23 protein-coding genes are annotated in these 26,662 nt (G+C 52.0%); 11 read left to right on the top strand and 12 right to left on the bottom strand.

Going from position 1 to position 26,662, the window contains the following annotated elements:
- Positions 1-303: 303 nt before the first annotated feature.
- A complete protein-coding gene (mdtM, locus tag JTI85_RS04160; RefSeq protein WP_219352150.1) occupies positions 304-1,545 on the top strand; it encodes a multidrug efflux MFS transporter MdtM in 1,242 nt (413 codons plus the stop codon).
- Positions 1,546-1,625: 80 nt separating this feature from the next.
- On the opposite strand, the gene metC is transcribed toward mdtM, so the two are convergent.
- Complete coding sequence (metC, locus tag JTI85_RS04155; protein WP_048212806.1) at positions 1,626-2,816, bottom strand: cystathionine beta-lyase; 1,191 nt, start codon at positions 2,814-2,816, stop codon at positions 1,626-1,628.
- A 31-nt stretch (positions 2,817-2,847) separates the two neighbouring features.
- Positions 2,848-4,080 (bottom strand): dicarboxylate/amino acid:cation symporter, encoded by a 1,233-nt coding sequence (locus tag JTI85_RS04150; RefSeq protein ID WP_048212807.1) that lies wholly within the window; start codon positions 4,078-4,080, stop codon positions 2,848-2,850.
- A 219-nt stretch (positions 4,081-4,299) separates the two neighbouring features.
- Between JTI85_RS04150 and JTI85_RS04145 the strand changes: the two genes are divergently transcribed.
- From JTI85_RS04145 to JTI85_RS21255, 7 genes are all read left to right on the top strand, one after another.
- Entirely contained in the window at positions 4,300-5,226 is a 927-nt protein-coding gene (locus JTI85_RS04145; protein WP_003845596.1) for a LysR family transcriptional regulator, read from the top strand.
- A 75-nt stretch (positions 5,227-5,301) separates the two neighbouring features.
- Positions 5,302-6,582: a DUF445 domain-containing protein gene (locus JTI85_RS04140; protein WP_219352148.1), complete on the top strand. Its 1,281-nt coding sequence runs from the start codon at positions 5,302-5,304 to the stop codon at positions 6,580-6,582.
- Between the two features lie 13 nt (positions 6,583-6,595).
- Positions 6,596-7,060 carry a GNAT family N-acetyltransferase gene (locus JTI85_RS04135; protein WP_048212809.1) on the top strand — a complete coding sequence of 155 codons (465 nt, stop codon included), beginning with the start codon at positions 6,596-6,598 and terminating at the stop codon, positions 7,058-7,060.
- 95 nt (positions 7,061-7,155) lie between these two features.
- Positions 7,156-8,307 (top strand): double-cubane-cluster-containing anaerobic reductase, encoded by a 1,152-nt coding sequence (locus JTI85_RS04130; protein ID WP_048212810.1) that lies wholly within the window; start codon positions 7,156-7,158, stop codon positions 8,305-8,307.
- A gap of 9 nt (positions 8,308-8,316) precedes the next feature.
- Positions 8,317-9,084 carry an acyl-CoA dehydratase activase gene (gene yjiL / locus JTI85_RS04125; RefSeq protein ID WP_219352146.1) on the top strand — a complete coding sequence of 256 codons (768 nt, stop codon included), beginning with the start codon at positions 8,317-8,319 and terminating at the stop codon, positions 9,082-9,084.
- Positions 9,081-9,332, top strand: a complete 252-nt coding sequence (locus tag JTI85_RS04120) for a DUF3343 domain-containing protein (RefSeq protein WP_086523573.1) — start codon at positions 9,081-9,083, stop codon at positions 9,330-9,332. The genes yjiL and JTI85_RS04120 overlap by 4 nt, the downstream gene beginning before the upstream one ends.
- Positions 9,333-9,784: 452 nt before the next feature.
- Positions 9,785-9,910: a hypothetical protein gene (locus JTI85_RS21255; RefSeq protein WP_255562731.1), complete on the top strand. Its 126-nt coding sequence runs from the start codon at positions 9,785-9,787 to the stop codon at positions 9,908-9,910.
- A gap of 64 nt (positions 9,911-9,974) precedes the next feature.
- On the opposite strand, the gene JTI85_RS04110 is transcribed toward JTI85_RS21255, so the two are convergent.
- The 5 genes from JTI85_RS04110 to uxuA all read right to left on the bottom strand — a co-directional run bounded on the left by JTI85_RS04110 (position 9,975) and on the right by uxuA (position 15,576).
- Complete coding sequence (locus tag JTI85_RS04110; RefSeq protein WP_199954328.1) at positions 9,975-10,967, bottom strand: porin; 993 nt, start codon at positions 10,965-10,967, stop codon at positions 9,975-9,977.
- A 121-nt stretch (positions 10,968-11,088) separates the two neighbouring features.
- Complete coding sequence (locus tag JTI85_RS04105) at positions 11,089-11,292, bottom strand: hypothetical protein (RefSeq protein ID WP_071887314.1); 204 nt, start codon at positions 11,290-11,292, stop codon at positions 11,089-11,091.
- A 638-nt stretch (positions 11,293-11,930) separates the two neighbouring features.
- Positions 11,931-12,704 carry a Uxu operon transcriptional regulator gene (gene uxuR / locus JTI85_RS04100; protein ID WP_003033268.1) on the bottom strand — a complete coding sequence of 258 codons (774 nt, stop codon included), beginning with the start codon at positions 12,702-12,704 and terminating at the stop codon, positions 11,931-11,933.
- 132 nt (positions 12,705-12,836) lie between these two features.
- Positions 12,837-14,312, bottom strand: coding sequence for a fructuronate reductase (locus JTI85_RS04095; protein WP_219352145.1), 1,476 nt, complete (start codon positions 14,310-14,312; stop codon positions 12,837-12,839).
- A 79-nt stretch (positions 14,313-14,391) separates the two neighbouring features.
- Entirely contained in the window at positions 14,392-15,576 is a 1,185-nt protein-coding gene (gene uxuA / locus JTI85_RS04090) for a mannonate dehydratase (RefSeq protein WP_219352143.1), read from the bottom strand.
- Between the two features lie 259 nt (positions 15,577-15,835).
- On the opposite strand from uxuA, the gene gntP reads away from it, so the two are divergent.
- On the top strand, positions 15,836-17,179 hold the full coding sequence (gene gntP, locus JTI85_RS04085) for a gluconate permease GntP (protein ID WP_219352142.1): 1,344 nt from the start codon (positions 15,836-15,838) through the stop codon (positions 17,177-17,179).
- A 49-nt stretch (positions 17,180-17,228) separates the two neighbouring features.
- Here the strand turns inward: gntP and JTI85_RS04080 are convergent, their stop codons facing one another.
- From JTI85_RS04080 to JTI85_RS04070, 3 genes are all read right to left on the bottom strand, one after another.
- Positions 17,229-17,753, bottom strand: a complete 525-nt coding sequence (locus tag JTI85_RS04080) for a lactate utilization protein C (RefSeq protein ID WP_370629263.1) — start codon at positions 17,751-17,753, stop codon at positions 17,229-17,231.
- 163 nt (positions 17,754-17,916) lie between these two features.
- Positions 17,917-19,344 carry a LutB/LldF family L-lactate oxidation iron-sulfur protein gene (locus JTI85_RS04075; RefSeq protein WP_219352139.1) on the bottom strand — a complete coding sequence of 476 codons (1,428 nt, stop codon included), beginning with the start codon at positions 19,342-19,344 and terminating at the stop codon, positions 17,917-17,919.
- Between the two features lie 10 nt (positions 19,345-19,354).
- Positions 19,355-20,074, bottom strand: a complete 720-nt coding sequence (locus JTI85_RS04070) for a (Fe-S)-binding protein (RefSeq protein ID WP_219352137.1) — start codon at positions 20,072-20,074, stop codon at positions 19,355-19,357.
- 556 nt (positions 20,075-20,630) lie between these two features.
- On the opposite strand from JTI85_RS04070, the gene JTI85_RS04065 reads away from it, so the two are divergent.
- Positions 20,631-22,184: an L-lactate permease gene (locus tag JTI85_RS04065; protein ID WP_219352566.1), complete on the top strand. Its 1,554-nt coding sequence runs from the start codon at positions 20,631-20,633 to the stop codon at positions 22,182-22,184.
- A gap of 458 nt (positions 22,185-22,642) precedes the next feature.
- Here JTI85_RS04065 and JTI85_RS04060 read toward each other — a convergent pair whose 3' ends face one another.
- Positions 22,643-23,908, bottom strand: a complete 1,266-nt coding sequence (locus JTI85_RS04060; protein ID WP_061067148.1) for an aromatic amino acid transporter — start codon at positions 23,906-23,908, stop codon at positions 22,643-22,645.
- Positions 23,909-24,097: 189 nt separating this feature from the next.
- Positions 24,098-25,468 (bottom strand): tyrosine phenol-lyase, encoded by a 1,371-nt coding sequence (locus tag JTI85_RS04055; RefSeq protein ID WP_061067147.1) that lies wholly within the window; start codon positions 25,466-25,468, stop codon positions 24,098-24,100.
- Between the two features lie 778 nt (positions 25,469-26,246).
- Between JTI85_RS04055 and symE the strand changes: the two genes are divergently transcribed.
- Positions 26,247-26,609: an endoribonuclease SymE gene (gene symE / locus JTI85_RS04050; protein WP_044699097.1), complete on the top strand. Its 363-nt coding sequence runs from the start codon at positions 26,247-26,249 to the stop codon at positions 26,607-26,609.
- The last annotated feature ends 53 nt before the right edge of the window (positions 26,610-26,662 follow it).

The following is a 26,662-nucleotide window of genomic DNA, read 5'->3' as shown; positions in this document are numbered from 1 at the left end:
ATAAACAGGATAAATCCGTTTAATTAATATCCAGTTCGCATTACACTTTGGGTGGCTATTATCCATTCAACCAATTCTTCCCGAGGTGCGATGTGCTGATTGTTACCTGTAATCGTTACGTTTTCTGACCCAGCGTCTGAAAACGTTTCTCCTGTTTGCGCCTCGCGCGGGCAGCGTTTTTGATTACATGAAATTCAGTACATTTGCAGTCTGCTTTTATTCTGTCATCGGCCTGACGTCTCAAAGACGGTATTGAATTTCGCTATTCCCGTTGAGGGTTTTCTCCCGACAAGGAGCTGTTTTATGCAACGGATTCTCGCGTTTTTCTCCCAACGCGCTACGACGCTATTTTTTCCTATTGCGTTGATTTTGTATGATTTCGCCGCCTATCTGTCGACGGACCTGATCCAGCCCGGCATCATTAATGTCGTACGCGATTTCAACGCCGACGTCAGTCTGGCGCCCGCTGCGGTGAGCCTCTATCTGGCAGGCGGCATGGCGCTGCAATGGCTGTTGGGGCCGCTTTCCGACCGGATTGGCCGTCGACCGGTGCTGATCGCGGGGTCGTTAATCTTTACCCTCGCCTGCGCTGCCACGCTGTTCACCACGTCAATGACGCAATTTCTGGTTGCCCGATTTGTGCAGGGCACCAGCATCTGTTTTATCGCCACTGTGGGTTATGTCACGGTGCAGGAGGCGTTTGGGCAAACGAAGGCCATTAAGCTAATGGCGGTAATCACCTCTATTGTACTGGTTGCGCCGGTTATTGGCCCGCTCTCCGGAGCAGCGCTGATGCACTTTGTCCACTGGAAGTTTCTGTTTGCCATTATTGCCGTCATGGGGTTTATCGCCCTGATTGGGTTAGCGTTAGCCATGCCAGAAACCGTCCAGCGCGGCACGGTGCCGTTTAGCGCGCGTGGCGTACTGCGCGATTTCCGCGACGTTTTCCGCAACCGGGTATTCCTGTTTGGCGCAGCCACGCTATCGCTAAGCTATATCCCGATGATGAGCTGGGTGGCGGTCTCACCAGTGATCCTGATTGATGCGGGCGGTATGACCACATCGCAGTTTGCCTGGGCGCAGGCGCCGGTATTTGGCGCGGTGATCGTCGCCAATATGGTGGTGGTTCGTTTTGTGAAGGATCCAACCCAACCCAGTTTTATCTGGCGCGCCGTGCCTGTTCAACTGAGCGGGTTAGCGGTGCTGATCGCGGGTAATTTGCTGTGGCCGCACGTCTGGCTGTGGTCAGTGCTGGGAACGAGCCTGTATGCGTTTGGCATTGGAATGATCTTCCCGACGCTGTTCCGCTTTACGCTGTTTTCCAACAACTTACCGAAGGGTACGGTTTCCGCGTCGCTGAATATGGTGATCCTGACGGTGATGGCGGTTTCTGTCGAAATTGGACGCTGGCTATGGTTTAACGGCGGCAGGATTTCGTTTCATCTGCTGGCGGTTGTGGCGGGGATCGCTGTCGTGTTCACGCTGGCAGCCTTGCTCAAACGGGTGCGCCAGCATGAGGCAACGACGTTAGCCACTGAAAACTAACCTGCCCGCTTATCCGGCCTACGACAACTATGTAGGCCGGATAAGGCGCTTGCGCCATATCCGGCACTAATCACATCACCTTACGCAATGCGTGCAAATCCCGCTTCGAGATCGGCAATCAGGTCGCCAATATCCTCCAGGCCAATATGCACCCTGACCAGCGTGCCGCTGAAATCCACCTCTCCAGCCGGTCGGATGCTGTTCAGCTCTTCCGGCTGGTTCGCCAGAATGAGCGACTCAAATCCCCCCCACGAATAGGCCATATGGAACAGCGAGAAATTATCGAGGAAATTCGCCATCTGTTCGTCGGTGAGTCTCTTTTTCAGCACAAATGAGAACAGGCCTGAGCTTCCGGTAAAATCACGCTGAAAATACTCGTGGCCCGGACATTCCGGTAACGCCGGATGGTTCACCCGCGCCACTTCCGGTCTGGCCGACAACCAGCGGGCAATATGGATACTGCTCTCCTGATGCTGCTTAAGGCGTACCGCCAGGGTGCGCAATCCGCGGCTGCCGTTGTAGGCGGTATCGGCATCCAGCGTTTGCCCCATCAGATAAGAGTTCTCGCGCAGACGATCCCAACAACGGGCGTTAGACACCGCCGTGCCCAGCATGCCGTCCGAATGACCGATGGTGTACTTCGTTCCCGCCTGAATGGAAATATCCACGCCATAATCCAGCGCTTTGAACAGCACGCCCGCCGCCCAGGTGTTGTCGATCATAATGACAATCTCCGGATTCACCGCGCGGATAGCCTTCACCATCCCCGGCACGTCCTGGACTTCCATGGTGATAGAACTTGGTGACTCAAGGAATACAACCTTCGTTTCCGGACGCAGAAGATCGACGATACCCGCGCCAATCAGCGGATCGTAATACGTTGTTTCAACATTGAATTTACTCAGGATCTTATTGCAAAAATCCTGGGTTGGCTCGTAGGCCGCGCCGGTCATCAGGATATGATCGCCACCCTGAACAAACGCCAGAATCGCATTGGTCACCGCCGCAGCACCACATGGGTACAGCGCGCAGCCAACGCCGCCTTCCAGTTCGCTCATTGCCTTCTGGAAGGCAAAGTGGGTATAGGTTCCGCGACGACCGTAAAACAGCTCGCCGTTCGCGCGATTGGCGGTGGCAAATTTCTTGTCCTTCACGGTATCAAATACCAATGAAGAGGCACGTTGGATAACTGGATTCACCGCTCCCTGGGTGTAGCGTTTGTCACGACCCGCAACAACCAGGTGCGTCTCAAGCTTCATTGCGTCTTTCATAACATCTCCTGTTCTTAATCCGTGTGAATACCTATACCACCGCAGCAGTAGAGTTTATTTCAGTGTTGGTCTGCTTTTTTCCTGCGAACCGTTCAACAATCTGCGCCGCATTCAAATCATGGATAACGTTAATCAGTGTGGCCGGCGCATCGGTAATGGTGCCCAGCACCACCAGCATCGGAATCGCTTCCATTGGCAGGCCCAGCGTGGTGACGATAAAGATTTCACCGAGGAACGCCCCGCCCGGCACGCCGCCAACGATAATGGCGGAGAGCACCGCAATCAGCATCGTCAGGAAGAAGGTTTCGGTCGTGAACTCCATGCCCAGCACGGAATAGATAAAGACGATTTTCAGCGCGGCAATCATCGCCACACCGCCCTTGTTCAGGTTAACCAGCAGCGGAATGGAAACATCAACGATTTCCGGGTTAATCCCCATCGCCTTACCGGCGCGCAGGGTTACAGGTAGCGTTCCCAGTGAAGAGCAGGTCCCCAGCGCGGTCGCAGACGGTTCAATCGCGTTACGCCAGAAGGCTTTGACCGCCGGAATACCGCCGCCAATATACGAATAGAGAATCGAGCCAAAAACGAAGTAGACCAGCGTAGCAACCATAAACAGGCCGATGGCGCGGGCAAAGGTTAACAGTAGTGCAGAGTCCTGACTGGCCATGGTGGCCGCGAAATAGCAGCCCAGACCAACCGGCGCCACCTTCATAATGATCGAGACGATCTTCATGATCACGGTATTGGCATCTTCCAGCAGCGACGCAATGCGTTTACCCGCCTGATCTGATTGCCCAATCGCCACACCGGCGATGATCGCCATTACGATCAGCGCCAGAATATTGGACTTAGAAAACAGTCCGATAAAGTCGCTGGTGGTGATCATGCTGACAAAATCCATCTTGCCGCTGCCCGCCTGCACCGACTGCGAGAGATCGATAGTGACGCCCTGCGCCGGGTTATACCAGAGCGCCAGCGCGACGATCCCAGCAGCAGGAATAAAGGCCATTGCGATCGAAACAATGAAGATAATCGCCATAATACGTCCCAACCTTTTCAGGTCGGTCATACTGGCGATGGAAGACATGACGCTGATCCCCACCAGCGGCACAATAATCATAAATAACAGGTTCAGGAATATCTGACCTATCGGCTGGAGTTTACCTGCAAACGATGGGGCATAAATACCTAATAAGCCGCCAATCACCAGAGCAACTAATAAAATAATCGACGATCTGTAGGGTTCGAGTCGTGACCACATAATCGGTACCTTTAGAATAATAATTAATGAGATTAAATTCACAATGTGATGAGTTTCCGTTTCGCCTCCTTTTATTTTGTGACGTAACTCACCTAAGTTGTTATTTTTTCATTTTGCCAGCAAGTTGTTTCCTGTGATTCAATAGTTGCATGTTTAAAAGGCGAATGTAACGGCCTATTCGTACCGTTTTTGCAAATCACTTGTGAATTTAAGGAAATTATGAGTACGCCGATTTCACTCAAGCATCTGGAGTTTTTTACTAAAATCGTCGACTGCGGAGGATTGTCAGAAGCCGCGGCGCAGCTCAACGTCTCGCCGTCTGCGGTCAGCAAAAGCCTGGCAGCGATGGAAGATACGTTAGGCACGACATTAATTAAACGCACCACCCGCAGTATTACCCTGACCGATGCCGGGCAATATCTCTTCAACCGCGCTAATAAGCTGTTGAAAGAATTCGATGAAACGCTGAATACCACCTCCGGTTATTACCACAGCCCGCAGGGTGAATTACGCATAACCTGCTCAATTGCGTTTGGTTATTCCCGGCTAGTAAACCTGGTGGATAAATATCGCTCCCAGTTCCCGGATGTGAATCTGTATATCGATCTCAACGATAACTTCGTCAATCTGAACGAAACGGATTTCGACATTGCCCTGCGAATTTCCACCGCGCCGCCGCAAAACTATGCGATGCGCAAGCTGGTGCCTGTTCGCTGGGCGTACTGTGCCTCACCCGGCTACCTCGCCAAAAAAGGCATGCCCCAGCGTCGCAGCGATCTGGTAGATCATGATTGCCTGGTTTACCCGGGCCTCACGCCGGTACTGAAGGTGGCAGATGAACAGGATCGACTGCATCAGTTAAAACTGCATATGCCGATCCAGGCCAACAGCAGTCTGGTGCTGTTGAAGTCGGTGTTAGAAGATCAGGGGGTGGCATATTTGCCCACTTATTTGATTGGCGATCATATTCAAAAAGAGGAGATCACGCCGCTGATGCTCGACGGCACCATCACCTGTGAAACTCATGCCCTGTATGCGCTGTACTTTCCCAGCAAGTACAGCAATCCGAAGGTGCGATCGTTTATCGATTTTCTGGTGGCGGAACTCGGCCCCTTACCCGCCTGGGACAACTGGATCCCGGAGTAAACCCAGCCCACTTGAAAATGGGAGGCACTCCACAATTTTTGCGCGATCCCCCCGTCTGGCTCTATCCTTAAGCCTATGAATAAAATTGCTGAACTCAAACGTGCCAAGCGACTGGCGCTCTCATTGCTGCTGATTGCCGCCGCGACCTTCGTCATCACGCTGTTTTTGCCGCCTAACTTCTGGGTACTCGGGATCAAAGCGATTGCCGAAGCGGCGATGGTCGGCGCGCTGGCGGACTGGTTCGCCGTGGTAGCACTTTTTCGTCGGGTGCCGATCCCGTTTATCTCGCAACACACGGCTATTATCCCGCGCAATAAAGACCGAATCGGCGAAAATCTTGGTCAGTTTGTACAAGAGAAATTCCTCGATACCCAGTCGCTGATAGCCCTGATCCGCCGCCATGAACCGGCGCTGTTGATCGGCAACTGGTTCAGCCAGCCGGAAAACGCCCAGCGCATCGGCCAGCATCTGCTGCAGATCATGAGCGGTTTTCTCGAACTGACCGACGACGCCCGCATTCAGCGGCTGATCAAGCGGGCGGTGCACAAGGCCATCGACAAGGTCGATCTCTCCGGAACCAGCGCGCTGATGCTGGAGAGCATGACCAAAAACAATCGCCATCAGGTGCTGCTCGACACGCTGATCGCCCAACTTATCGCCCTGCTCCAGCGCGACAGTTCACGGGCGTTTATCGCCAGACAGGTAGTGCACTGGCTGGAGACCGAACATCCGCTGAAAGCGAAGATCCTGCCGACCGAATGGCTGGGCGAGCACAGCGCCGAGCTGGTATCGGATGCCGTTAACTCCTTGCTGGATGACATCAGCCACGATCGGGCGCATCAGATCCGCCACGCATTCGATCGCGCCACGTTTAAGCTCATCGACAAGCTCAAACACGATCCTGAGATGGCCGCGCGGGCCGAAAGCATGAAAAGCTATCTGAAGGAAGACGAAGCCTTCAACCATTATCTTGGCGAGCTGTGGGCAGACCTGCGTCAGTGGGTGAAAACCGACATTAACGCCGACGATTCCCGCGTGAAGCAGCGCATCGCCAGCGCCGGGCAGTGGTTCGGCGAAACGCTGGTAGCCGACAGCGCCCTGCGCGCCTCACTGAATGGGCATCTGGAGCAGGCCGCGCATAAAGTTGCCCCGGAGTTCGCCAGCTTCCTGACGCGCCATATCAGCGACACGGTGAAAAGTTGGGATGCACGCGATATGTCACAGCAAATTGAGTTAAACATTGGCAAAGATTTGCAGTTTATTCGCGTCAACGGCACGTTGGTTGGCGGTTCAATCGGGCTGGTGTTATATCTGTTGTCGCAAATTCCGTCCCTGTTGACGCTGGCGAATTTTTAAGGAGGAAGATTCAATGACGATGAGCATCCGCATTTTTTCCCTGCGCGAGACGCCAGAAAAGCTGCACGAGATCACCGCTTACTTTCAGCAGCAATGGGCCTCAGAAGACTCCATGGCGGTATACGAGGATGCATTGCGCCGTTGTATTGGCGCAAAGAACCCGCTACCGCAGTGGTACTGGCTACAGGATGGTGGCAGCATTGTTGGCTGCGCTGGATTGATCACCAATGATTTTATTAGTCGCGGCGAACTGTGGCCGTGGCTATGCGCGCTCTATATCGATCCTCGCTATCGTGGTCACGGTCTGGCGTTTCGCCTGATCGAACATATTGCACAGCAGGCCAGACAGCTGGGTTTTACGCAGCTCCATCTGTGTACTGACCTGGAAGGTTTATACGAGAAAGCGGGATTTTACTTTGACGGGCCAGGCTATCATCCGTGGGGGGAAGTCTCGCGGGTCTACAGCCGTAATCTGTAAACGCGCAATTGTTGCACATCAATAAAACCTGACATATTACAGGGTTATAATGCGGCGTCTTTTTACTGTCTCCCGTGTTACGGGGAAGGAAAATCATGTCGCTAATCACCGATTTACCCGCTATTTTCAATCAATTCTCCGACGCCCGTCAGAAAGGTTTTCTCACCGTAATGGATCTTAAAGAGCAAGGTATTCCGCTCGTTGGGACCTATTGCACCTTTATGCCGCAGGAGATTGCGATGGCGGCGGGCGCGGTCGTCGTTTCCCTGTGCTCGACCTCTGATGAAACCATTGAAGAGGCCGAAAAAGATCTGCCGCGGAACCTGTGTCCGCTAATCAAAAGCAGCTACGGGTTTGGCAAAACCGACAAATGCCCCTACTTCTATTTCTCTGACCTGGTGGTGGGCGAAACCACCTGCGATGGTAAAAAGAAAATGTACGAGTACATGGCCGAATTTAAAGCGGTACATGTAATGCAACTGCCCAACAGCGCCAGCGATGCGGCTTCCCGTGCGCTATGGAAAGCCGAGATCCGGCGTCTGCAGCAGGTCGTCGAAGCCCGTTTTGGCACAGCCATTACCGAAGCTGCGCTGCGTGAAGCCGTTATTCTCAAAAACCAGGAACGCCGGGCGCTGGCGAATTTCTACCGCGTTGGCCAACTTAACCCACCCGCACTTAGCGGCAGTGACATTCTGAAAGTCGTCTACGGCGCCACCTTCCGTTTTGATAAAGAAGCGTTGATCGACGAGCTTAATAGCATGGCCGAGCGCGTACATCTGGAATGGCAGGCAGGGAAACGTCTGGCGTCACGTCCGCGCATCCTGATAACCGGCTGCCCCATTGGCGGCGCGGCAGAGAAAGTCGTTCGTGCCATTGAAGAAAACGGTGGTTGGGTCGTGGGTTATGAAAACTGCACCGGCGCAAAGGCCACCGAACAATGCGTGGCGGAAACCGGCGATGTCTACGACGCGCTGACTGATAAATACCTCGCCATCGGCTGCTCCTGTATTTCTCCTAACGATCAACGCCTGAAAATGCTCAGTCAAATGGTTGAAGAGTACCAGGCTGACGGCGTCGTCGATGTCATTTTGCAGGCTTGCCACACCTACGCCGTTGAATCACTCGCTATTAAGCGTCACGTACGCCAACAGCACAACATTCCTTATATCGCGATTGAAACCGACTATTCCAGCGCAGATATCGGCCAGCTCAGTACCCGCGTCGCCGCATTCATTGAGATGTTGTGAGAAACGCAGATGACATACTCAATTGGGATTGATTCTGGATCCACGGCGACGAAAGGCGTTTTGCTGGAAGGTAACGTCATCAGACGCCGCTTCCTTTGCCCAACGCCTTTTCGCCCCGCGGACGCGATCACGCAGGCATGGGAAACGTTGCAGGCTGGGCTGGAGAACCGACCATTTTTAACCCTCACCGGGTACGGACGGCAGCTCGTCGATTATGCCGACAAACAGGTCACTGAAATTTCCTGCCACGGGCTTGGTGCGCGATTGCTGGCTCCCGGCACCCGCACAGTGATTGATATTGGTGGTCAGGACAGTAAAGTCATCCAGTTGAATGACGATGGCAATCTCAGCGATTTCTTAATGAATGACAAGTGCGCTGCCGGAACCGGACGGTTTCTGGATGTTATCTCACGCACCCTCGGAGCCAGCGTAGAGCAGTTGGATACGATCACTGCTGGCGTCGAACCGCATGCTATCACCAGCATGTGTACAGTATTTGCCGAGTCAGAAGTCATTAGCCTGCGCTCTGCGGGCATCGCGCCAGAGGCGATTCTGGCTGGCGTGATCAACGCAATGGCCAGACGCAGCGCTAACTTCATCGGGCGGCTTTCAGCACAAGCACCGCTGTTATTTACCGGCGGAGTCAGCCACTGTCACGCCTTTGCCCGTATGCTCGAAGGTCATGTAGGCATTCCCGTACACACGCATCCCGACGCACAGTTTGCCGGTGCAATCGGAGCGGCGTTGATAGGCCAGCGTCAGGGGAAACGTCAGTGAAGGAAACGCTGTTCTTGTTTCATTCCACTGTCGGTGTCATCAAAATGCGCAAGGCGCTACAGGCCGCAGGGGTCCGCTTTCGGGTGGCGGATATTCCCCGCGAGCTACGCGGTGGTTGCGGACTCTGCATCTACATCGACTGTGCTACTGGCATGGAAGAAGAATGGGTGATCCCTGGGCATACCGAATCTATCTACCGCCAGGAAAACGGAAACTGGCGCTGTATAGCCGCGTTCCCCGCCTCCTGAACACGCCTGATTAGCGCGAAACGCTGATATATACTCGAATTATCCAGGGTATAAACAACCGCTTATAGTCTGTAAAGACCATCACTCCGCTAACGCCATAAATATATTTTCATCAGATTGTTCTGCAATTAAATGTCAGCATTTAATAACCTGTAAATAACAGTCAAACACCTCTCTAAAAACTTTATAATTTACTTTTATGTATATACATTTGCTGATAGTACATGCGTAAAAATGGACATATTACTTAAATTGCAACAACACTTGCGGGAAGAGCACATGTCGAGGTTAAAAAACTCATACTTGGGTTGATTATTCTGGCTGGTTTAATTAGCACGGTAGGCGATTATAAAAACTTTGGTCTATTTGGTGCAGCAGGATTGTTGATTATATTTCTGTTAACAACCGTTTTCTTGTGGCAATGGGCTTCTGGAAAGTTTCCGATGGAAGTCATGCGTATTTCCATTACGCATAATCCTCTTTTTTACCTCATTCTCTGTGCCGTTGCATGGGTAAAAGTGGATATCTGGAAATGGCTATTTAGCGATCTACAGACGGAACAAAACCAACCGATGTGAGTCTCAAAAGCATATGTAAAAAAGGCGTCTTACTAAAGACGCCTTGTTCAATCATTACAAAAACTTAGAACTGGTAAGTCAGACCAGCAACAACCTGGTTATCGTCGTTTTTGCCATCAAGCAGGTTAATTTTGTAACCCACATCAGCCACCATGTTTTTGTTGAAGTAGTAATCAGTACCCAGCGCAACGTATTCGGTCTTATCCGTGTTGTTATTGGTGTCACGCGTATGCACGTATGCCACGTTCGGACGCAGGCCAAAATCAAACACATAGGCAGCCATCGCTTCAAAATGTTGTGCTTTATCAACACCCTGAATCAGATTATGGGACTCGCCGTACAGGGTCGCAACGTAGATAGCATTCGCGTCATATTTCAGGCCAGCGCCCCAGAATTCAGCGTTATTACCTTCCCACTTACCGTCTTTATTGCCTTTCTTTTGGTCTGCGGTAATTGAGCTATTTGTGTAGGTCGCAATGGCAGAAACACCGGAATCCGAAATATTGTCATAGCCCAGGGAGAAGCCGTAGCCGTTACCGTGCTGCTTAGCCGGATTTCCATTGGTATCATCCTGACCCTGGTATTGCGCGCCGATGTTCAGACCATCAACGGCACCAAACAGATTTTTGGTGCGGAGTGTTGCAACGCCAGAAGTGCGTGTAGTAAGGAAACGGTCAGTATCCTCAAAGGAGTCGCCGCCGAACTCTGAAAGAGTATCAGTATAAGCTCCCACATCGTAAGCGATGCCATAGTTACGACCGTAGTCAAAACTGACGTCATGACCATAATCCAGGCCAGCAAACGCCAGACGTGTATTAACGCCATCCTGAGAACCTTCTGCTTTAGCGGCATCAAACTGACTTTCAAACTGGCCGTAACCGGACAGTTGATCGTTGATTTGTGTCTCACCGCGAAAACCCAGACGCGCGTAAGTACCATCAGAATCTTTACCATCAGTCCAGGAATGTACCGCTTTTACTTTGCCGTACAGATCCAATTTGTTGCCATCTTTATTATAAATTTCCGCTGCATGAACGGAGGTTACCCCTAATGCCATTACAGCTATGGATTAAGGGGCAATACCAATAACACACCAAAAAAAATACCAATGAAGGTAATAATGAAGTGGCAAGACATAATTTATTTTTGGATTTTCAATCAAAACCGGACAGCGATAATTACTCGAGACTTTCACTCTCATTAACTGAGCGATGCAACATTAATGCTTCAGCAATAATATCTTGTTTACTTTTACGCGTTTCAAATGCCAGTGTTCGGACATATTCCCAAAGAGAAGTATCAACACGGGCACTTAAAAGAACCATATCTTTAGATCGGGTCCCTCTGGCTTTTCGGATATCGGGATAATCTCGAGAAGGCATTTTTAACTCCTGAACGCAATAACACGCTTATGGCGATGAAATATGCAGTCAGTGTAAAAACATGTCAACGGCAAAAAAAAATCACAATAGTAATGAAACTGTTAATAAACCCAAAAAAAGTGGAACGATATTTCAAATGAAAGATAACTTGATTGTAGAATAATGTGTAATTTTTACTTTACGAATATTTTTTCTTACTCATTTGATTAAAATGGGAGAGGCTGGACGAGTAATCAACCTGCGTAAACAAAACATCATTCTGACCAATAAGTTACAGAGCGTGATTAATGTCTACTTTTATCTAAACCCTCTGTTTTTATACGCCCTTAAGTACACATTAACGGCACTAACCGTTGGGCAAATCAGTGTGATTCTCACTTCGCATTGACCTGTTTTGTCGAAAAATAAGCACGAAAAGGTAAAAATAAGGTAAATGGTGCATTTTTTTGCACGCGAAAATAAGTTATTTTTAATTGATATATATCAATTTTCGCTCTGCAATTACGCTGAAAAAAATGCCATCAGCATTGATGGAAACATTATTTTACGTCGCGTCCAGACGGGGAAAATAGTCAGCGAAAATCAGCGGGAAGTGATACGCGGGCCGGGATGGCCCACGTTGTAAAAGGGAAGGAAAATCAGGCGTTAACTTTATCCAGCGGCCAGGAATCAAACAGATAACCATCAAAATCAATGTCATCGACATTTGAAAACTCCAGCAGACGCTGTTTGACGTTTTCCAGATGCTGCCACATGGCCAGCTTGGCCGCGCGGGCATCTTTTTTAATGAGTGCCGCCAGGATCTGCTTGTGGTCGCCCATCCACTCTTTTCGGTAATGAGTATCGTCGAGGTGGCTATGGAGCTGGATCCACATCGGGTTGTTCTCACGCCACTGCCATGACTGGCGAAACAGCTCCACCAGCATGCTGTTATGCGTGGCTTCAGCGATGGCGAGATGGAACTGCATGTCGCCGCTTTCAGAACCGTTCGGCTCACTGGACGCCAGCTCCCGCTCTTCGAGTTGCAACGCCTGGCGCATTTTGACGATATCTTCGCGGGTAGCCTGCAGCGCGGCAAATTCGGCGATATTGCTTTCCAGCAGTTGTCGCGCCTGCAGCAGCTCAAACGGGCCCGCATCATTGCAATGATTTGCATCCGTACTGTCGATAGTCTGCGCGTCCGCGTTGTCGAGCACGTAGATCCCGGCCCCGCGGCGCACGTCCACCAGGCCTTTAATTTCCAGCATGATTAACGCTTCGCGAACCACCGTACGAGTGACATTGAGCATCTCGGCAATTTCACGCTCTGGCGGCAAGCGCTCACCGGGCTGGTACGGCGTCTGGACAATCAGATCGCGGATCATGGCACCCACTTCCTGGTAGGGTCTTTGCTGAGAAGTGTTCGATTTCATCGTGTTACGTCCGTCAGATGCGTGTAGTCAGATACGGGGAATAGGTATCGAACTATAGCATTTGCGGGAAGCCAAAAACAGAAAACGGGTCAACCAAACCAATATTTTGATTGACCCGTCATAGTTCGGAGGTTATGCGTCAGCGCTTAATGCCGCAACGCACTCACGTGCGCCGTGTTCACATAGCTGTTGATACGTCGCGATAATGGTCTCCACAAAGCCAGCGTTTTCCGCCAGGTCATGACCAAAAATACCAGACAGCCCCAGCAGCGCCGTCACACGCTCGGCTCCCTGGTACTGTTGGTTAATGCGCTGAAATTCCGCCAGCATTGGGTCGACAACATCAATGGCCTGCCCCTGCTCATCCACACCGTGGGTGTAGCGCATCCAGCCCGCCACGCCCAACGCCAGATGACGCCAGCCGCTGGCGTTTTGCAGGTGCAGACGCACCGGGTCCAGCAGGCGCTGCGGTAATTTCTGGCTGCCGTCCATCGCAATCTGCCAGGTACGGTGGCGCAGAGACGGGTTGCTGAAACGCTCGATCAGCAGCGTGGCGTAGGCGTTGAGATCGGTGCCTTCCGGCATCGAGAGCGTCGGCGCTTGCTCCTGCATCATCAGCGCAAACGCCGCTTTGCGGTACGCCGGGTTGGTCATGGTATCGGCGATGGTTTCATAGCCACCGAGATAGCCCAGATATGCGAGGAAAGAGTGGCTGCCGTTGAGCATGCGCAGTTTCATCATTTCAAACGGCACCACGTCGGCCACGAACTGTGCGCCAACCTTGTCCCAGTCAGGACGACCGTTAACAAAGTTGTCTTCAATTACCCACTGACGGAACGGCTCACAGGCGATAGCACACGGATCGTAAACGCCCAACTGGTCGGCAATCTCCTGCAACGTTTCCGGCGTCGCCGCCGGAACAATGCGGTCGACCATCGTGCACGGGAAAGTCGCATTAGCTTCAATCCACTGCGCCAGCTGCGGGTCGCGCGCCTGCGCCAGCCCCAGTACCGCGACTTTCGCCACATGACCATTTTCACGTACGTTATCGCAGGACATCACGGTAAAAGCCGCCAGCCCCTGCTCACGGCGCAGGTACAGCGCTTGTACGATGTAACCAATCGCCGATTTCGGCGCGGTCGGATTCGCCAGATCGTGTTTAATCAGCGGGTTATTGAGATCTAACTGACCGCTGGCCGCATCGGTGCAGTAGCCTTTTTCGGTGACCGTTAGCGAAACAATTGCCGTCTGCGGGCGCGCCATAGCCTGTAAAATACCGTCACAGCCGTCAAGATCCGGGTGCAGCGCTTCTTTCATTGAGCCAATCACTTTCAGCACGGTGTTGTCCGCGCCTTTTTCCGCCACGGTATACAGCAGTTGCTGCTTGCGCAGATTTTCAATCAGTACGCAGTCGTTACCCGGCATCAGGTTAACTTCACAGATCCCCCAGTCGCTGTCAGTGGTTTCCAGCAAATGATGGGTGTACAGCGCCTGATGCGCGCGGTGAAAAGCGCCACATCCCAGGTGAACAATGCGGGATTGCAGGCGCGAGCGGTCCCATGCAGGGCGCGCAACCGGCAGGTCGCTATTGGCAATTGTCGTTGTCATCGTGAACTCCAGAACCCGTTGAAAGGCCAACGGATGAGAAAAGAAAAAAGCCGGCCAGACAGGTGGCCGGCAACTCGCTTTAGCGGCTAAAGAAAGCGCGCTGGATAGCCATCTCAACGCCGCGCACTTCCGCCAGCCCTTTCAGGCGACCAATCGCGGAGTAGCCTGGGTTGGTTTTCTTTTTCAGATCGTCCAGCATCTGGTGGCCATGGTCTGGACGCATTGGGATCAAATCTTCTTTACCTTCGGCTTTACGGCGTTGCTCTTCTTCAACGATCGCTTTCACCACCTCGTACATGTCGACATCGCCATTAAGATGCGCCGCCTCATGGAAGGTTTTCGGGTTATCTTCACGCAGCGTGGAGCGCAGATGGGTGAAATAAATGCGTGGACCAAACTGTTTGATCATGTCGACCAGATCGTTATCCGCCCGCACGCCGTAGGAGCCGGTACACATGGTGAAACCGTTCGCCATGCTGTTGACCGTATCGACCATCCACTGCATATCTTCCACGGTGGAAACAATGCGCGGCAGGCCAAGGATCGGGCGCGGCGGATCGTCCGGGTGTACCGCCATGCGTACGCCAGCTTCTTCCGCCACTGGAATAATCGCCTTCAGGAAGACGGCGAAATTCTCACGCAGCGCGGCTTTGTCGATATCTTTATAGCGCGCAAGATGTTGGCGGAACTGGTCGAGCGTGTAGCCCTCTTCCGCGCCCGGCAGACCGGCGATGATGTTGCGGGTCAGACGCGCTTTGTCTTCATCGCTCATGGTGGCGAAGCGTTCATTTGCCTGAGCAATCTCTTCGGCGGTGTAATCCGCTTCCGCGCCCGGGCGTTTGAGGATATGCAGCTCAAAGGCGGCAAACTCAATCTGGTCAAAACGCAGCGCTTTGGAGCCGTCCGGCAGAACGTATTCCAGGTCGGTACGGGTCCAGTCGAGAACCGGCATGAAGTTGTAGCACACGGTGCGAATACCGCACTGAGCCAGGTTACGCAGGCTTTGCTGGTAGTTGGCGATCCACTGCAGATAGTTGCCGGAACGGGTTTTAATGTCTTCGTGGATCGGCACGCTTTCGACGACCAACCAGACCAGGCCCGCCTGCTCAATAATGGCTTTGCGTTTTAGGATCTCATCAACCGTCCACACTTCCCCGTTCGGGATATGGTGCAAAGCGGTGACAACGCCTGTGGCACCCGCCTGACGTACATCCGCTAAGGTGACCGGATCGTTAGGACCATACCAGCGCCATGTCTGTTCCATGTTTTATTCCTCGTTACGTTATGGACTCGACGATATGGCACATAAATTCCTCCTTTTGGTATGACATGTCAACCTGAAGCTCGAAATTGGTTAACCAAATCACGATTTATGCTAATGAGATCGCCATTTTACGGCCATGCAGCCCAGTAAGAATGTAAACATGTAACGCAATGTGACATTCATCGCATCAATGGTTAACCAATATATGTAACATCTCAACCAAAATCATAATAGTTCAACCAATAAAGGTAGACGTTATATGCACGTTCTCAATATTCTGTGGGTCGTATTCGGCATCGGTCTGATGCTGGTGCTCAATCTAAGATTCAAAATAAACTCGATGGTCGCCCTGCTGCTGGCGGCGCTCTCGGTCGGTATGCTGGCGGGTATGGATTTAATGGAGCTGCTGCACACCATGAAATCCGGCTTTGGCAGCACGCTGGGTGAACTGGCGATTATCGTGGTATTCGGGGCGGTCATCGGTAAGCTGATGGTTGATTCCGGGGCGGCGCATCAGATTGCCCATACGCTGCTGGCGCGCCTCGGCCTGCGCTATGTGCAGCTGTCGGTGATCATTATTGGTCTGATCTTCGGCCTGGCGATGTTCTATGAAGTGGCATTTATTATGCTGGCGCCGCTGGTGATCGTCATTGCCGCGGAGGCGAAGATCCCGTTCCTCAAGCTGGCGATCCCCGCCGTTGCCGCCGCCACCACCGCTCACTCGCTGTTCCCACCACAGCCGGGGCCGGTGGCGCTGGTTAACGCCTACGGTGCGGACATGGGCATGGTTTACATCTACGGTATTCTGGTGACCATTCCGAGCGTGATCTGCGCCGGGCTTATCCTGCCGAAATTCCTCGGCAACCTCGATCGCCCAACGCCGTCATTCATGAAGGCCGACGTACCGGTTGACCAGAATAACCTGCCATCCTTCGGTGTTTCTATCCTGGTGCCGCTGATCCCGGCGATCATCATGATCTCCACCACCATCGCCAACATCTGGCTGGTGAAAGGGACCCAGGCGTGGGAAGTGGTCAACTTCTTAGGCTCTTCACCGATTGCAATGTTTATCGCTATGGTTGTCGCCTTCGTGCTGTTTGGTACCGCGCGTGGTCACGACATGCAGTGGGTGATGAACGCCTTTGAAAACGCGGTGAAAAGCATCGCCATGGTGATCCTGATCATCGGCGCGGGCGGYGTACTGAAGCARACCATTATYGATACCGGCATYGGCGATACCATCGGCATGCTGATGTCGCACGGCAAYATYTCTCCGTACATCATGGCGTGGTTGATAACCGTGCTGATTCGTCTGGCAACGGGTCAGGGCGTRGTCTCMGCCATGACGGCGGCRGGGATTATTAGCGCMGCMATYCTCGACCCGGCAACCGGTCAACTGGTGGGCGTCGAYCCGGCGTTRCTGGTRCTGGCAACRGCGGCAGGCTCCAACACSCTGACCCATATCAACGATGCYTCGTTCTGGCTGTTCAAAGGCTACTTTGAYCTGTCGGTGAAGGATACGCTGAAAACCTGGGGTCTGCTGGAGCTGGTRAACTCCGTGGTTGGCCTGRTAATCGTGTTGATCATCAGCATGATTGCATAACGTTGATACCGCTCTGGCCCRCAGCGCCAGAGCGGTTTTCCATCCTGCCTCAACAATCCTCAATAATCAGATAYACCGCCTTCACCGGRCCATGCACCCCAACGACCTTGATAAGCTCAATATCCGCCGTCGARCTGGGTCCACTGATGATRTTAATGCACGATGGCATACGCTCACCGGCCTGYGCYTTCTGATGCAGTTTTTCTGCCAGYTGCGCCACGCGCGGCAGGATRGTGCTTTTACGCAGCACGAAAATWGARGAYTCCGGCAACAGGCTCAGGGARCGCCCGCGCTCCGGYGCGGAAAACAGCACCACGCCRCCGGACTCGGTCAGGCCATAYTCRGCATACACCACGCCSACTTTCGCCTKYTCGGCCTGGGTAATATTTTCGCTRCCACGCGCCGGATCCCAGACCACGGCGTTRCATTCCTGYTGCAAGCGTTCGGTRATGCCCAGCKCCRCCAGCCGGCTGTCGCCGCTSAKSACCACYGGCTGCTGACCCAATTCTTCGCACAGRCGSARYGCCGCGTCTGCGGCCTGGTCYTCGCKRGTCAGYTCRCAGCGGGCCAGCATCACTTCRCTGGCAAACTGGAYAAACGCAKMGCAGCGCTGCTSSGGGCTAAGYTCGGTCAGGCGCTCGTTRGCATAGTTGTTAACCGGTGCGGCATCCGYTTGCGGTTCGAAGCGCAGCGGGCGACCCAGCGCCTGGGCRATGGTGTYTAAAAACGCGGTACGGTTATCCATTCTTTTTCTCCTGCGCCTGATGTTTCTTAAACCAGCTGCGGAAGCTCTCGCCGTCRGCATCAGGCAGATCGCGCGCCTCCATCCAGTCACCAATCGCGCCAACCTTGAGCGGGGTTTTGCCRCCRTTGATAAACCAGCTCGCCGCATGYGCGCCCGCCATCATCCCGACTTTCCACAGCCCCGGATGGCTATTGGCATAKGCGAACATYTTGATCGCCCGYCGCTCGGCTTTCGGCGTAATGCCCTCCTCRGCCATCACCCGGCGATGACGCAGGATCAGTTTTGACARCGGAATTYKMACCGGRCARACGCTGTCACARGCCGTGCAYAAWGAACAGGCGTAYGGCAGRTCTTTAAAATCTTTATAGCCGCCGAGCAGCGGAGARATCACMGCGCCGATAGGGCCGGGATAGATAGARCCATARCCGTGYCCGCCRATGTGGCGGTACGCCGGRCAGGTGTTCATACARGCYCCGCAGCGGATGCAGCGCAGCACATCGCGAAACTCTGARCCCAGCACCTGCGAGCGGCCRTTATCGACAATCACCAGRTGGAACTCTTCCGGKCCGTCRACGTTRTCCGCCTCACGYGGGCCGGTCAGCCAGGTGTTGTAGCCCGTCAGACGYGCGCCCACGGCGCTGCGCGCCAGCATGGTRATCAGCACATCCACMTCGGCAAAGGTCGGYGCGATACGCTCCATGCCCATCACCGCAATGTGCGTTTTCGGYARCGTGGTRCACATSCGCGCGTTGCCTTCGTTGGTCACCAGRCAYACMGAGCCGGTTTCCGCCACGGCAAAGTTACAGCCRGTAATACCGATTTCGGCACTGAGGAAATCCTCGCGGATCTTCTGRCGAATGAAYAAGGTCATMGCYTCYGGSGTTTCCGGGCCGTCRTACCCCAGACGYTCRTKCAGCACGCGGCGGATCTGRTAGCGATCTTTATGAATMGCCGGRACCACRACGTGCGAAGGCGGATCCTGATCCAACTGCAGGATATATTCGCCGAGATCGGTTTCGATCACCTGRATTCCGGCATCCTGCARCACATGGTTGACGCCGATYTCTTCGGTCACCATCGACTTGGACTTCACCACCTTCTKCGCATTTTTACTYTGCGCGACCTGCAAAATGTAGCGRGTRGCGTCTTCTTTGGTYTTKGCGAAATARACGTGKCCGCCGTTTTSYGTCACTTTCTCGGAGAGTTGRTACARGTAAGCGTCGAGGTTGCTCAGAACRTGATCGCGGATCTGRCTGGCACGATCGCGCCAGTCTTCCCAGTGGCCTARCTCATCRACCATTTTYTGCCGATTCGCRCCRATACGCTCCTGCGCRTTGGCCACGGCTTTGCGCATRATCGGATCTTCKATCTGCTGACGAATRCGCAGTTTAAAYTCTACATCGCTGGTTTTTATCGACATCTCTTTCCCCTCAGCGGCTCATCAGCACTTCAGCAATATGCATCACTTTGACCGGCTGGCCTTCMCGTTGCAGTCGRCCGCCAATRTTCAGCAGGCAGCTRACGTCWGCGCCAATCAAAAAYTCCGGCTTYGCRTCCATCAGATGTAAKACTTTYTCTTTCACCATCTCACCGGATATCTCGGCCATCTTGACCGAGAACGTCCCGCCAAAGCCGCARCARGTATCCTGATCGGCAAACGTCAWCAGCTCCAGYCCGCGCACGTTTTTCAGCAGCGTMAGCGGCTCTTCCTTCACTCCCAGYTTGCGGGTCAGGCTRCAGGAAGGATGATAYACMGCGCGGCCCTGCAGGCTGGCRCCRACRTCCACCACACCCAGTTTGTTGACGATAAARGAGGTGAGATCCTGCATACGYSCGGMAACYTTCTCRGCRCGCAGCGCCCATTCMGGYTCATCSGCCAGATACGTCGGGTAGCTTTTWACCGCGTAGGTGCAGGAGCCYGCCGGGGAGATAATYGGATCGTCGTTGTCTTCCAGSGCGGCGATCAGGTTTTTCATCCCGGGGATCGCCTCTTTGATGTAACCGCTGTTGATGGCTGGCTGACCRCAACACCCTTGYTTCTCGGGGAAATTAACGYGACARCCCAGTTTTTCCAGCAGCAATACGGAGTCTCGTGCCATCCGTGATTTCAGKGCGTCACCAATACAGGTRACAAAGAAATTTACATTCACAATAAYTACTCCATTGCTTCATTTCTGTTTATTGCGCTTGATATCGCKATATCACGCCCAGTCTTCTGTTTGCTGGTTTTGCCGATGTCTGGGTTCATGGTGTTTGTTGGATCATGCTCCTGAGATGGTCGATTTCCGCTTCTTATATCAGGACCATCCTAAATGCCTGCATTTTCATTTGTATGACAAAATCAAATAATCCTCCAATCAACTCGTACATGCAATACCCTGGTTTATTTCTTTCGGCCTCGCTCACATTTTTATATTGAAAACCACCGCGTTATGAACAGCTTAAAAATAGTTTCAGGTGCTGACTATTCCTGTCACTACCATTAATAAAAAGGTTATTAAATAACTATTTATAGGTACTTAGCCTGCTCTTAAGTATATTTACCTGGCATTGAATTTTAATTAAAAGATTACAATAGTTACAAAACCATTAATCATAATTACTTTATTCACTGAAGCGATTCAGTTTGCATCTTTTATTTACGCGGCAATATAGCCTTCCCGCCATAAATATAAATCAGGTTTAATAAACCAATCAGGAATAGCAATGAACGAATACTTTATGTTTGCCCTGGCACTCTCTCCTTTACTACTGATGGTATTTTTAATATTGAAATTRAAAATGCCYATCCATTATTCCGTRCTGATCTCTTTRGTATTCACCGCKGCRCTRTCGGCWRTRTTCTGGGARATGCCCRYACAGAATCTRAAAGCCGCGATAGGCTATGGYGCACTGAAGGGAYTATGGCCGATYGTRATTGTKATCCTCGGCGCYATCTTCAGTTATAACGTYATGCAGGCGACCAAAGCGCTGGATATTCTGCGCGATATTCTCGCCAGCATTAGCGAAGATAAGCGTATTCAGGTGCTGCTGATTTCATGGTGYTTTGGTGGATTTCTTGAAGCCGCKGCGGGYTATGGYACRGCGGTYGCYATTCCGATCGGTATTCTYATYGCRCTGGGWTTCAACCCGYTGAAGGCGGCRATWGCYTCYCTSGTRGCAAATACCGTTCCSACYGCATTYGGCGCGGTYGGGATCCCGGTTTCWATTCTGGCAGARCAGGTTAAYCTGCCGGTTTATACYYTRGGCGGAACCATTATTYTGCAGCTYGCGCTGTTTAATATCCTGCTGCCRTTTGTGATTRTCTGCATTATTGGCGGYGGYCTGARAGCCATTCGCGGCGTATTTYTRATCACGYTGATTTGCGGYATTWCCACGCTGGTTCCGCARTATTTTGTCGCYATYCATCTYGGCGCKGAATTACCCGCCTTTGCCGGTAGCCTGGTCAGCCTGTTTGCCGTGGCGATGGTYAGYCGCCTGCGCAAAGGGMAAACCGATCCYGARTGGCGMATTGARGTCAGCCATAMCCGCGAAACCACGCCGCGYTCGGCAAAAGTGTTGTTCCGSGTKGGYTCTATYTATCTGTTTATTTTTGTSTTTATCCTGCTGTGTTCGCCGCTGTTCCCGACRATAAAAGGCGCRGCMTCMCAACTGGCYTCGGTGCTGCATTTCACGYTKGCYGACGGCAAAACGMTGGCGCTGAARGTTGAATGGGTGACCACGCCRGGGATGCTGATCATCTTTGCGACYATTATCGGCGGYTTTATTCAGGGRGCGTCCGCRCGYGGGATGCTGGAAGTRTTTATCAAAACSATTTTCCAGCTTAAAAAYTCYATYGTSGCRATTATGGCGATCGTCGCRCTGGCCACGGTGATGGATCTCAGCGGGATTATCTCCACRCTGGCCCAGTCGATTGTCGATCTGACCGGCAGCTCRTACGTCTTCCTCGCCCCGGTGATTGGCGCRCTGGGCACGTTYGTKACCGGCAGCGATACCAACTCGAAYATTCTGTTCGGCAARCTGCAAACYATTGCCGCCAGCAARYTRCATATCGAYCCYAACTGGCTGGCGGCGGCCAAYACCTCTGGCGCWACGGGCGGGAAAATGATTTCGCCGCARAGYATCGCCATYGCRGTTTCCGCCACMAAAATGGACGGTCAGGCCAACCAGATTATGTCTGGCACCATGAAATACTGCTGYGCCTACATCGTGATCCTCGGCCTGAAAGTCGGTCTSTTTTATTACTGGTTTATGGCGTAARCCATTGTCAACCCCGTCAAATTCGCGGCAATCGWATTTGACGMMATRGTGAMCWAAAAGGTTTACACCGMCCCGGRAWCGGAACGASGYMACWGRCTTTACGATTTGTCGGCGCTGACTAMAATAGCGCCGATGTTTCAAATCGAGGATTGTTGTTATGTTGTTCTGGAAAAAGATGGTGAAGAAGTTCGACGCCTTTTCCGCGTTGATCCCACCACGCTACTTCCGGGTGTAATGCCTGATGGCGCTTCGCTTATCCCGCCTACGTTTAACGCTCTTTTGTAGGCCGGATAAGGCGCAAGCGCCGCATCCGGCAGCGACCGCAGAATAAAGCACACCTTCTTTCACTTACGCAGCCTGCACGCCCTTAACACCCTGACCCACAAACGAAGCCACGCAAAACGGTAGATCAGCGGATGCTGAAATCGTAGCAATGTGAGAAACATAACTCCCCCGCGCTAACGAAACGTTGGCAGCAGACCAAATACATCCAGAACAACCGTCAGATAGACAACCGCTCCGCAGATAATCACCAGGTTAAGCACAGTGTTATTACAGGGCGCGGTATAGCTGCTGGTTGGAAAACGTTTCCGCGCGGCTTTCACCAGGAACGGCGGCAGGATCACGCTCCAGATGGTAAAGGCCAGGCCGGCGTAACCAATCGCATGCACAAAACCATTCGGGAAGAAGAAGCACACGGCGGCCGGGGGGAAGTAGGTCACCAGCGCGGTTTTCAGGCGACCCATGCCGTCGTCCGGGAAGTGAAACAGGTCGGCGATGTAATCGAACAGACCAAGCGTTGCCGCCAGCAGGGAACTGGCTACCGCGAAGTTGCCGAAGAAGGTCAGGATCAGATCCATATAACGGCTGGTGAACAGCCCGCTGATGGCCTCGACAAACACATCGATATTGCCGCCTTTGGCGATAATCGGCGGGAATGAGGAACGGCTGATGTTACCCATCGTCACGCCCAGCCAGAAAATATACAGCAGCAGGGCAAAAAGCGTACCGATGATAATCGAACGCGTAATATTCGAAACTCCGCTTGTGCCATACAGTTTGACCAGGCTCGGCACGTTACCGTGAAAACCGAACGAGATGATGCAGAACGGCAGCGTCATCAGGATGTACGGCAGATACTGCGAATTGGGCAACGCCACCGCCACGCTGTCGATGAGTTTTGCCACTTCGATATGGCCAATCAGCCCGGAGAACGTGGCAAAGAACGCCACAAACTTACCGATAATCAGCACGGTAGTGATGCGTCCGACCAGCAGGGAGCTGTACCAGGCAATCGCCCCTACCAGCATACTGACGATCACCACCGAGATATTCGCCGGAAAGCGCACGCCGCTGTATTTGAACACGGTTTGCGCCATCACCGCCGACGAACCGGAGATATAGGCATAGGTCAGAATATACAGCACAAAGCCGAAAGCGATACCCACCACGATATTCCACTTCCGGCCTAATAAATCCTGAGTAAAGGTATTAAAACTGGCACCGGCGCCATAATGCAGATTGACTTCAACCAGCATCAGACCGGTTAATAACATCATGATGGCGATAAACAGAAGAATAACAGAGGCACCGGGAAACCATACGCCGGCCATCGCAATCGGCAGGGAAAACATCCCACCACCCACTACGGTTGCGATAACCAACATGGTTCCGCTAATCAGTCCGGGGGTACTACTCTGTCGCTCAATGGCATTAATATCCATGATAAATGTTCCTGTAGACTATTCGTTATAATTACAGCTGTCATTTGTACATCATGCGGATAATAAAAATGTCGGAGTCAGGGTTTACTTTTTTTTAGTTATGTCACGGTAACGGGCACCGCAAAGGCTTCCTGTTCATGGAAAAGGAATACAAAAAAGCCCCATCACGTGATGGGGCCATAACTATTTTTAGATGTAATCAAAGCGTGCAGTAAAGAAACGCAACTGCTTCGGCTCGTAAATAAACTTCAGCCCGCGAATATCTTCTTTGTGCTGGTAAAGTTTAATAATACCGTCAGCCACAACATCCATATGTGCGTAGGTATAAACACGACGTGGAATAGTCAGACGCACGGTTTCCAGTTTCGGTCTGTGGTGTTCCCCGGTCACGTTATTACGGCCCGCAGAGATAATTCCGCGCTCCATACTGCGCACGCCAGTTTCCACATAAATGCTCGCCGCCAGACTTTGTGCCGGGAACTCATCTTGCGTCAGATGCTCGCAGAAGCGACGCGCATCGAGGAATACCGCGTGACCGCCTACCGGTTCAACAATCGGTACGCCAGCGGCTTTCAGTTTGTCGCCCAGATAGCGAACCTGCTTCACGCGGTGCTCAATATATTCGTATTGCATGGCTTCGCGCAGGCCAATCGCCATGGCTTCCATATCACGTCCGGCCAGGCCGCCGTAAGATGGCATCCCTTCGTAGACCACGACTAACTCTTTGGCAGAAGAGAACATTTCGTCATCGTTCATGCACAGGAAACCGCCGATGTTCACCAGACAGTCTTTTTTACCACTCATGGTACAACCGTCGGCGTAGCTGAACATCTCATGCACGATCTCGGCGATGCTCTTGTTCTCAAAGCCCTGCTCTTGCTCTTTGATAAAGTAGGCGTTTTCTACGCAGCGGGTAGCGTCGTAGAACACTTTAATGCCGTGCGCTTCTGTCAGTTCACGCACCGCACGCATGTTCGCCATCGAGACCGGCTGGCCGCCCGCGAGGTTAACCGTCACCGCCAGGCAGATATACGCAATATTCTCTGCGCCTTTTTCATCAATCAGCTTTTGTAATTTTTTAAGATCGATATCACCTTTAAAGGCAATATTCAGTCCGGCATCGTGCGCTTCGTCACGAACAATATCCACAAACACCGCACCATTTTTTTCCTGGTGATAACGGGTGGTGGTGAAATACATATTCCCGGCAACATATTGCCCAGGTTTAATAGCCAGCTGCGATAACAGGTTTTCTGCGCCACGCCCCTGGTGAGTCGGAACAATATGTTTAAAGCCGAACAGTTCCTGCACGGTTCTTTCCAGATGATAGAAGTTTTCGCTGCCCGCGTAGGCTTCATCACCCATCATCATTCCGGCCCACTGCTTGTCGCTCATGGCGTTGGTGCCGCTGTCTGTCAGCAGGTCAATATAAATATCTTTCGAATTTAACAGGAAAGTATTGTAACCCGCTTCCTGCATTTTTATCAGGCGTTCATCACGCGGGATCATAGATACAGTTTCAACGCTTTTAATACGGAAGGGTTCTGCCGGATAATTCATTTTGTTTCTCCAGTAACAGTGGTCATGTACGTATTAATGTGAAGTAAAGCATATCGTATTCATCAACAGAGATTGATGAAATATAACTATTCGCCTCCTGAGTCAGGGGGAGAAATAATGTGGAGGCACTATGCAAGATTTGATTGATTATGGAAATAGCCCGGTCAACATTAATCACTGGCAATAATTTAAAAAGCTGTAAATGTGAGTGATGCAAATCACACGTCATTTTTTTACCCGTTAATATTCAACAAGTTTTTTTTTGCGTTTCGATTTGCCATTCGCGGTAGTGCGCCCACTGAGGGGGGAAATACTGAAAACTTAACTTTCCAGGCTGTGCGCATAATGTATTCGTGAATGAGTACACCCCATTTTGTGAGAGTCGGATCACTTCACGGACTTATATTTGTGATTCACATCACTAAAAGTGTAAAGCAAAGTGTACAAAACGGTGTTGTTTCAGAGTTTACTATTTGCTTCAGTGAGTGAGATCGCATTTTTGGCCAGATGCCGACAGGCGTTGTTTTCTGGAAATGGCCGGTATTTAGCAGACTGGAGGGGAATGGATTTATACGGTGAATAATACCGGGTTTATTGGGATGAAGGCGTTTTCTATTTATTCCGAAAGCGTGCTATTCGCGCTTATTTCATATTATTTACATCTGGACTTTCCCCAGTTTACTGGCGTCATTTACAGGGGTTTTATTAGCGCGATGCAAAGGTGTTGGCGCACCTTCACATCGCTGATCGCAGTAACTATTATCGGAGAATAGTCACCATGACTGATACGCATTGTATTGCAGTTTCATTTGATCCAGAAGTCCACGCTGCGGATAACCGTCGCCTGAAGGTGGGTTATGCGAGCCGTTATCCCGATTACAGCCGTATTCCGGTGAAGTACGTTCGGTTTCCGTCAATTGTGATGAAGGGCCAGTGGCTGAAAGCCGCTGGATTCGACACCGGCACCGACGTTGATGTGCGCGTAATGCAAGGCTGCATCGTGCTTACCGCCCGCGCTGCCGAACCCGAAGAGTCAGAACTGATGAAATCCCTGCGCGCCGTGGAAAAGCTCTCCGTGCGTAAGCAAAAGCAGGTGCTGGAGTTTATCGGGGTAATTGCGGGGAAAGCGTTGAAGGGGTGAGTGTGTGATTGTCATTGTCATTGTAATTGAGGCGCCTGCGAGCGCCTTTTTTG

Origin of the sequence: Citrobacter sp. Colony219 (assembly GCF_019382635.1) — a bacterium.
Taxonomy (GTDB): domain Bacteria; phylum Pseudomonadota; class Gammaproteobacteria; order Enterobacterales; family Enterobacteriaceae; genus Citrobacter; species Citrobacter youngae.
Note: the sequence above shows the minus strand (reverse complement) of the source record. Positions and strands in the feature narration are given on the sequence as shown.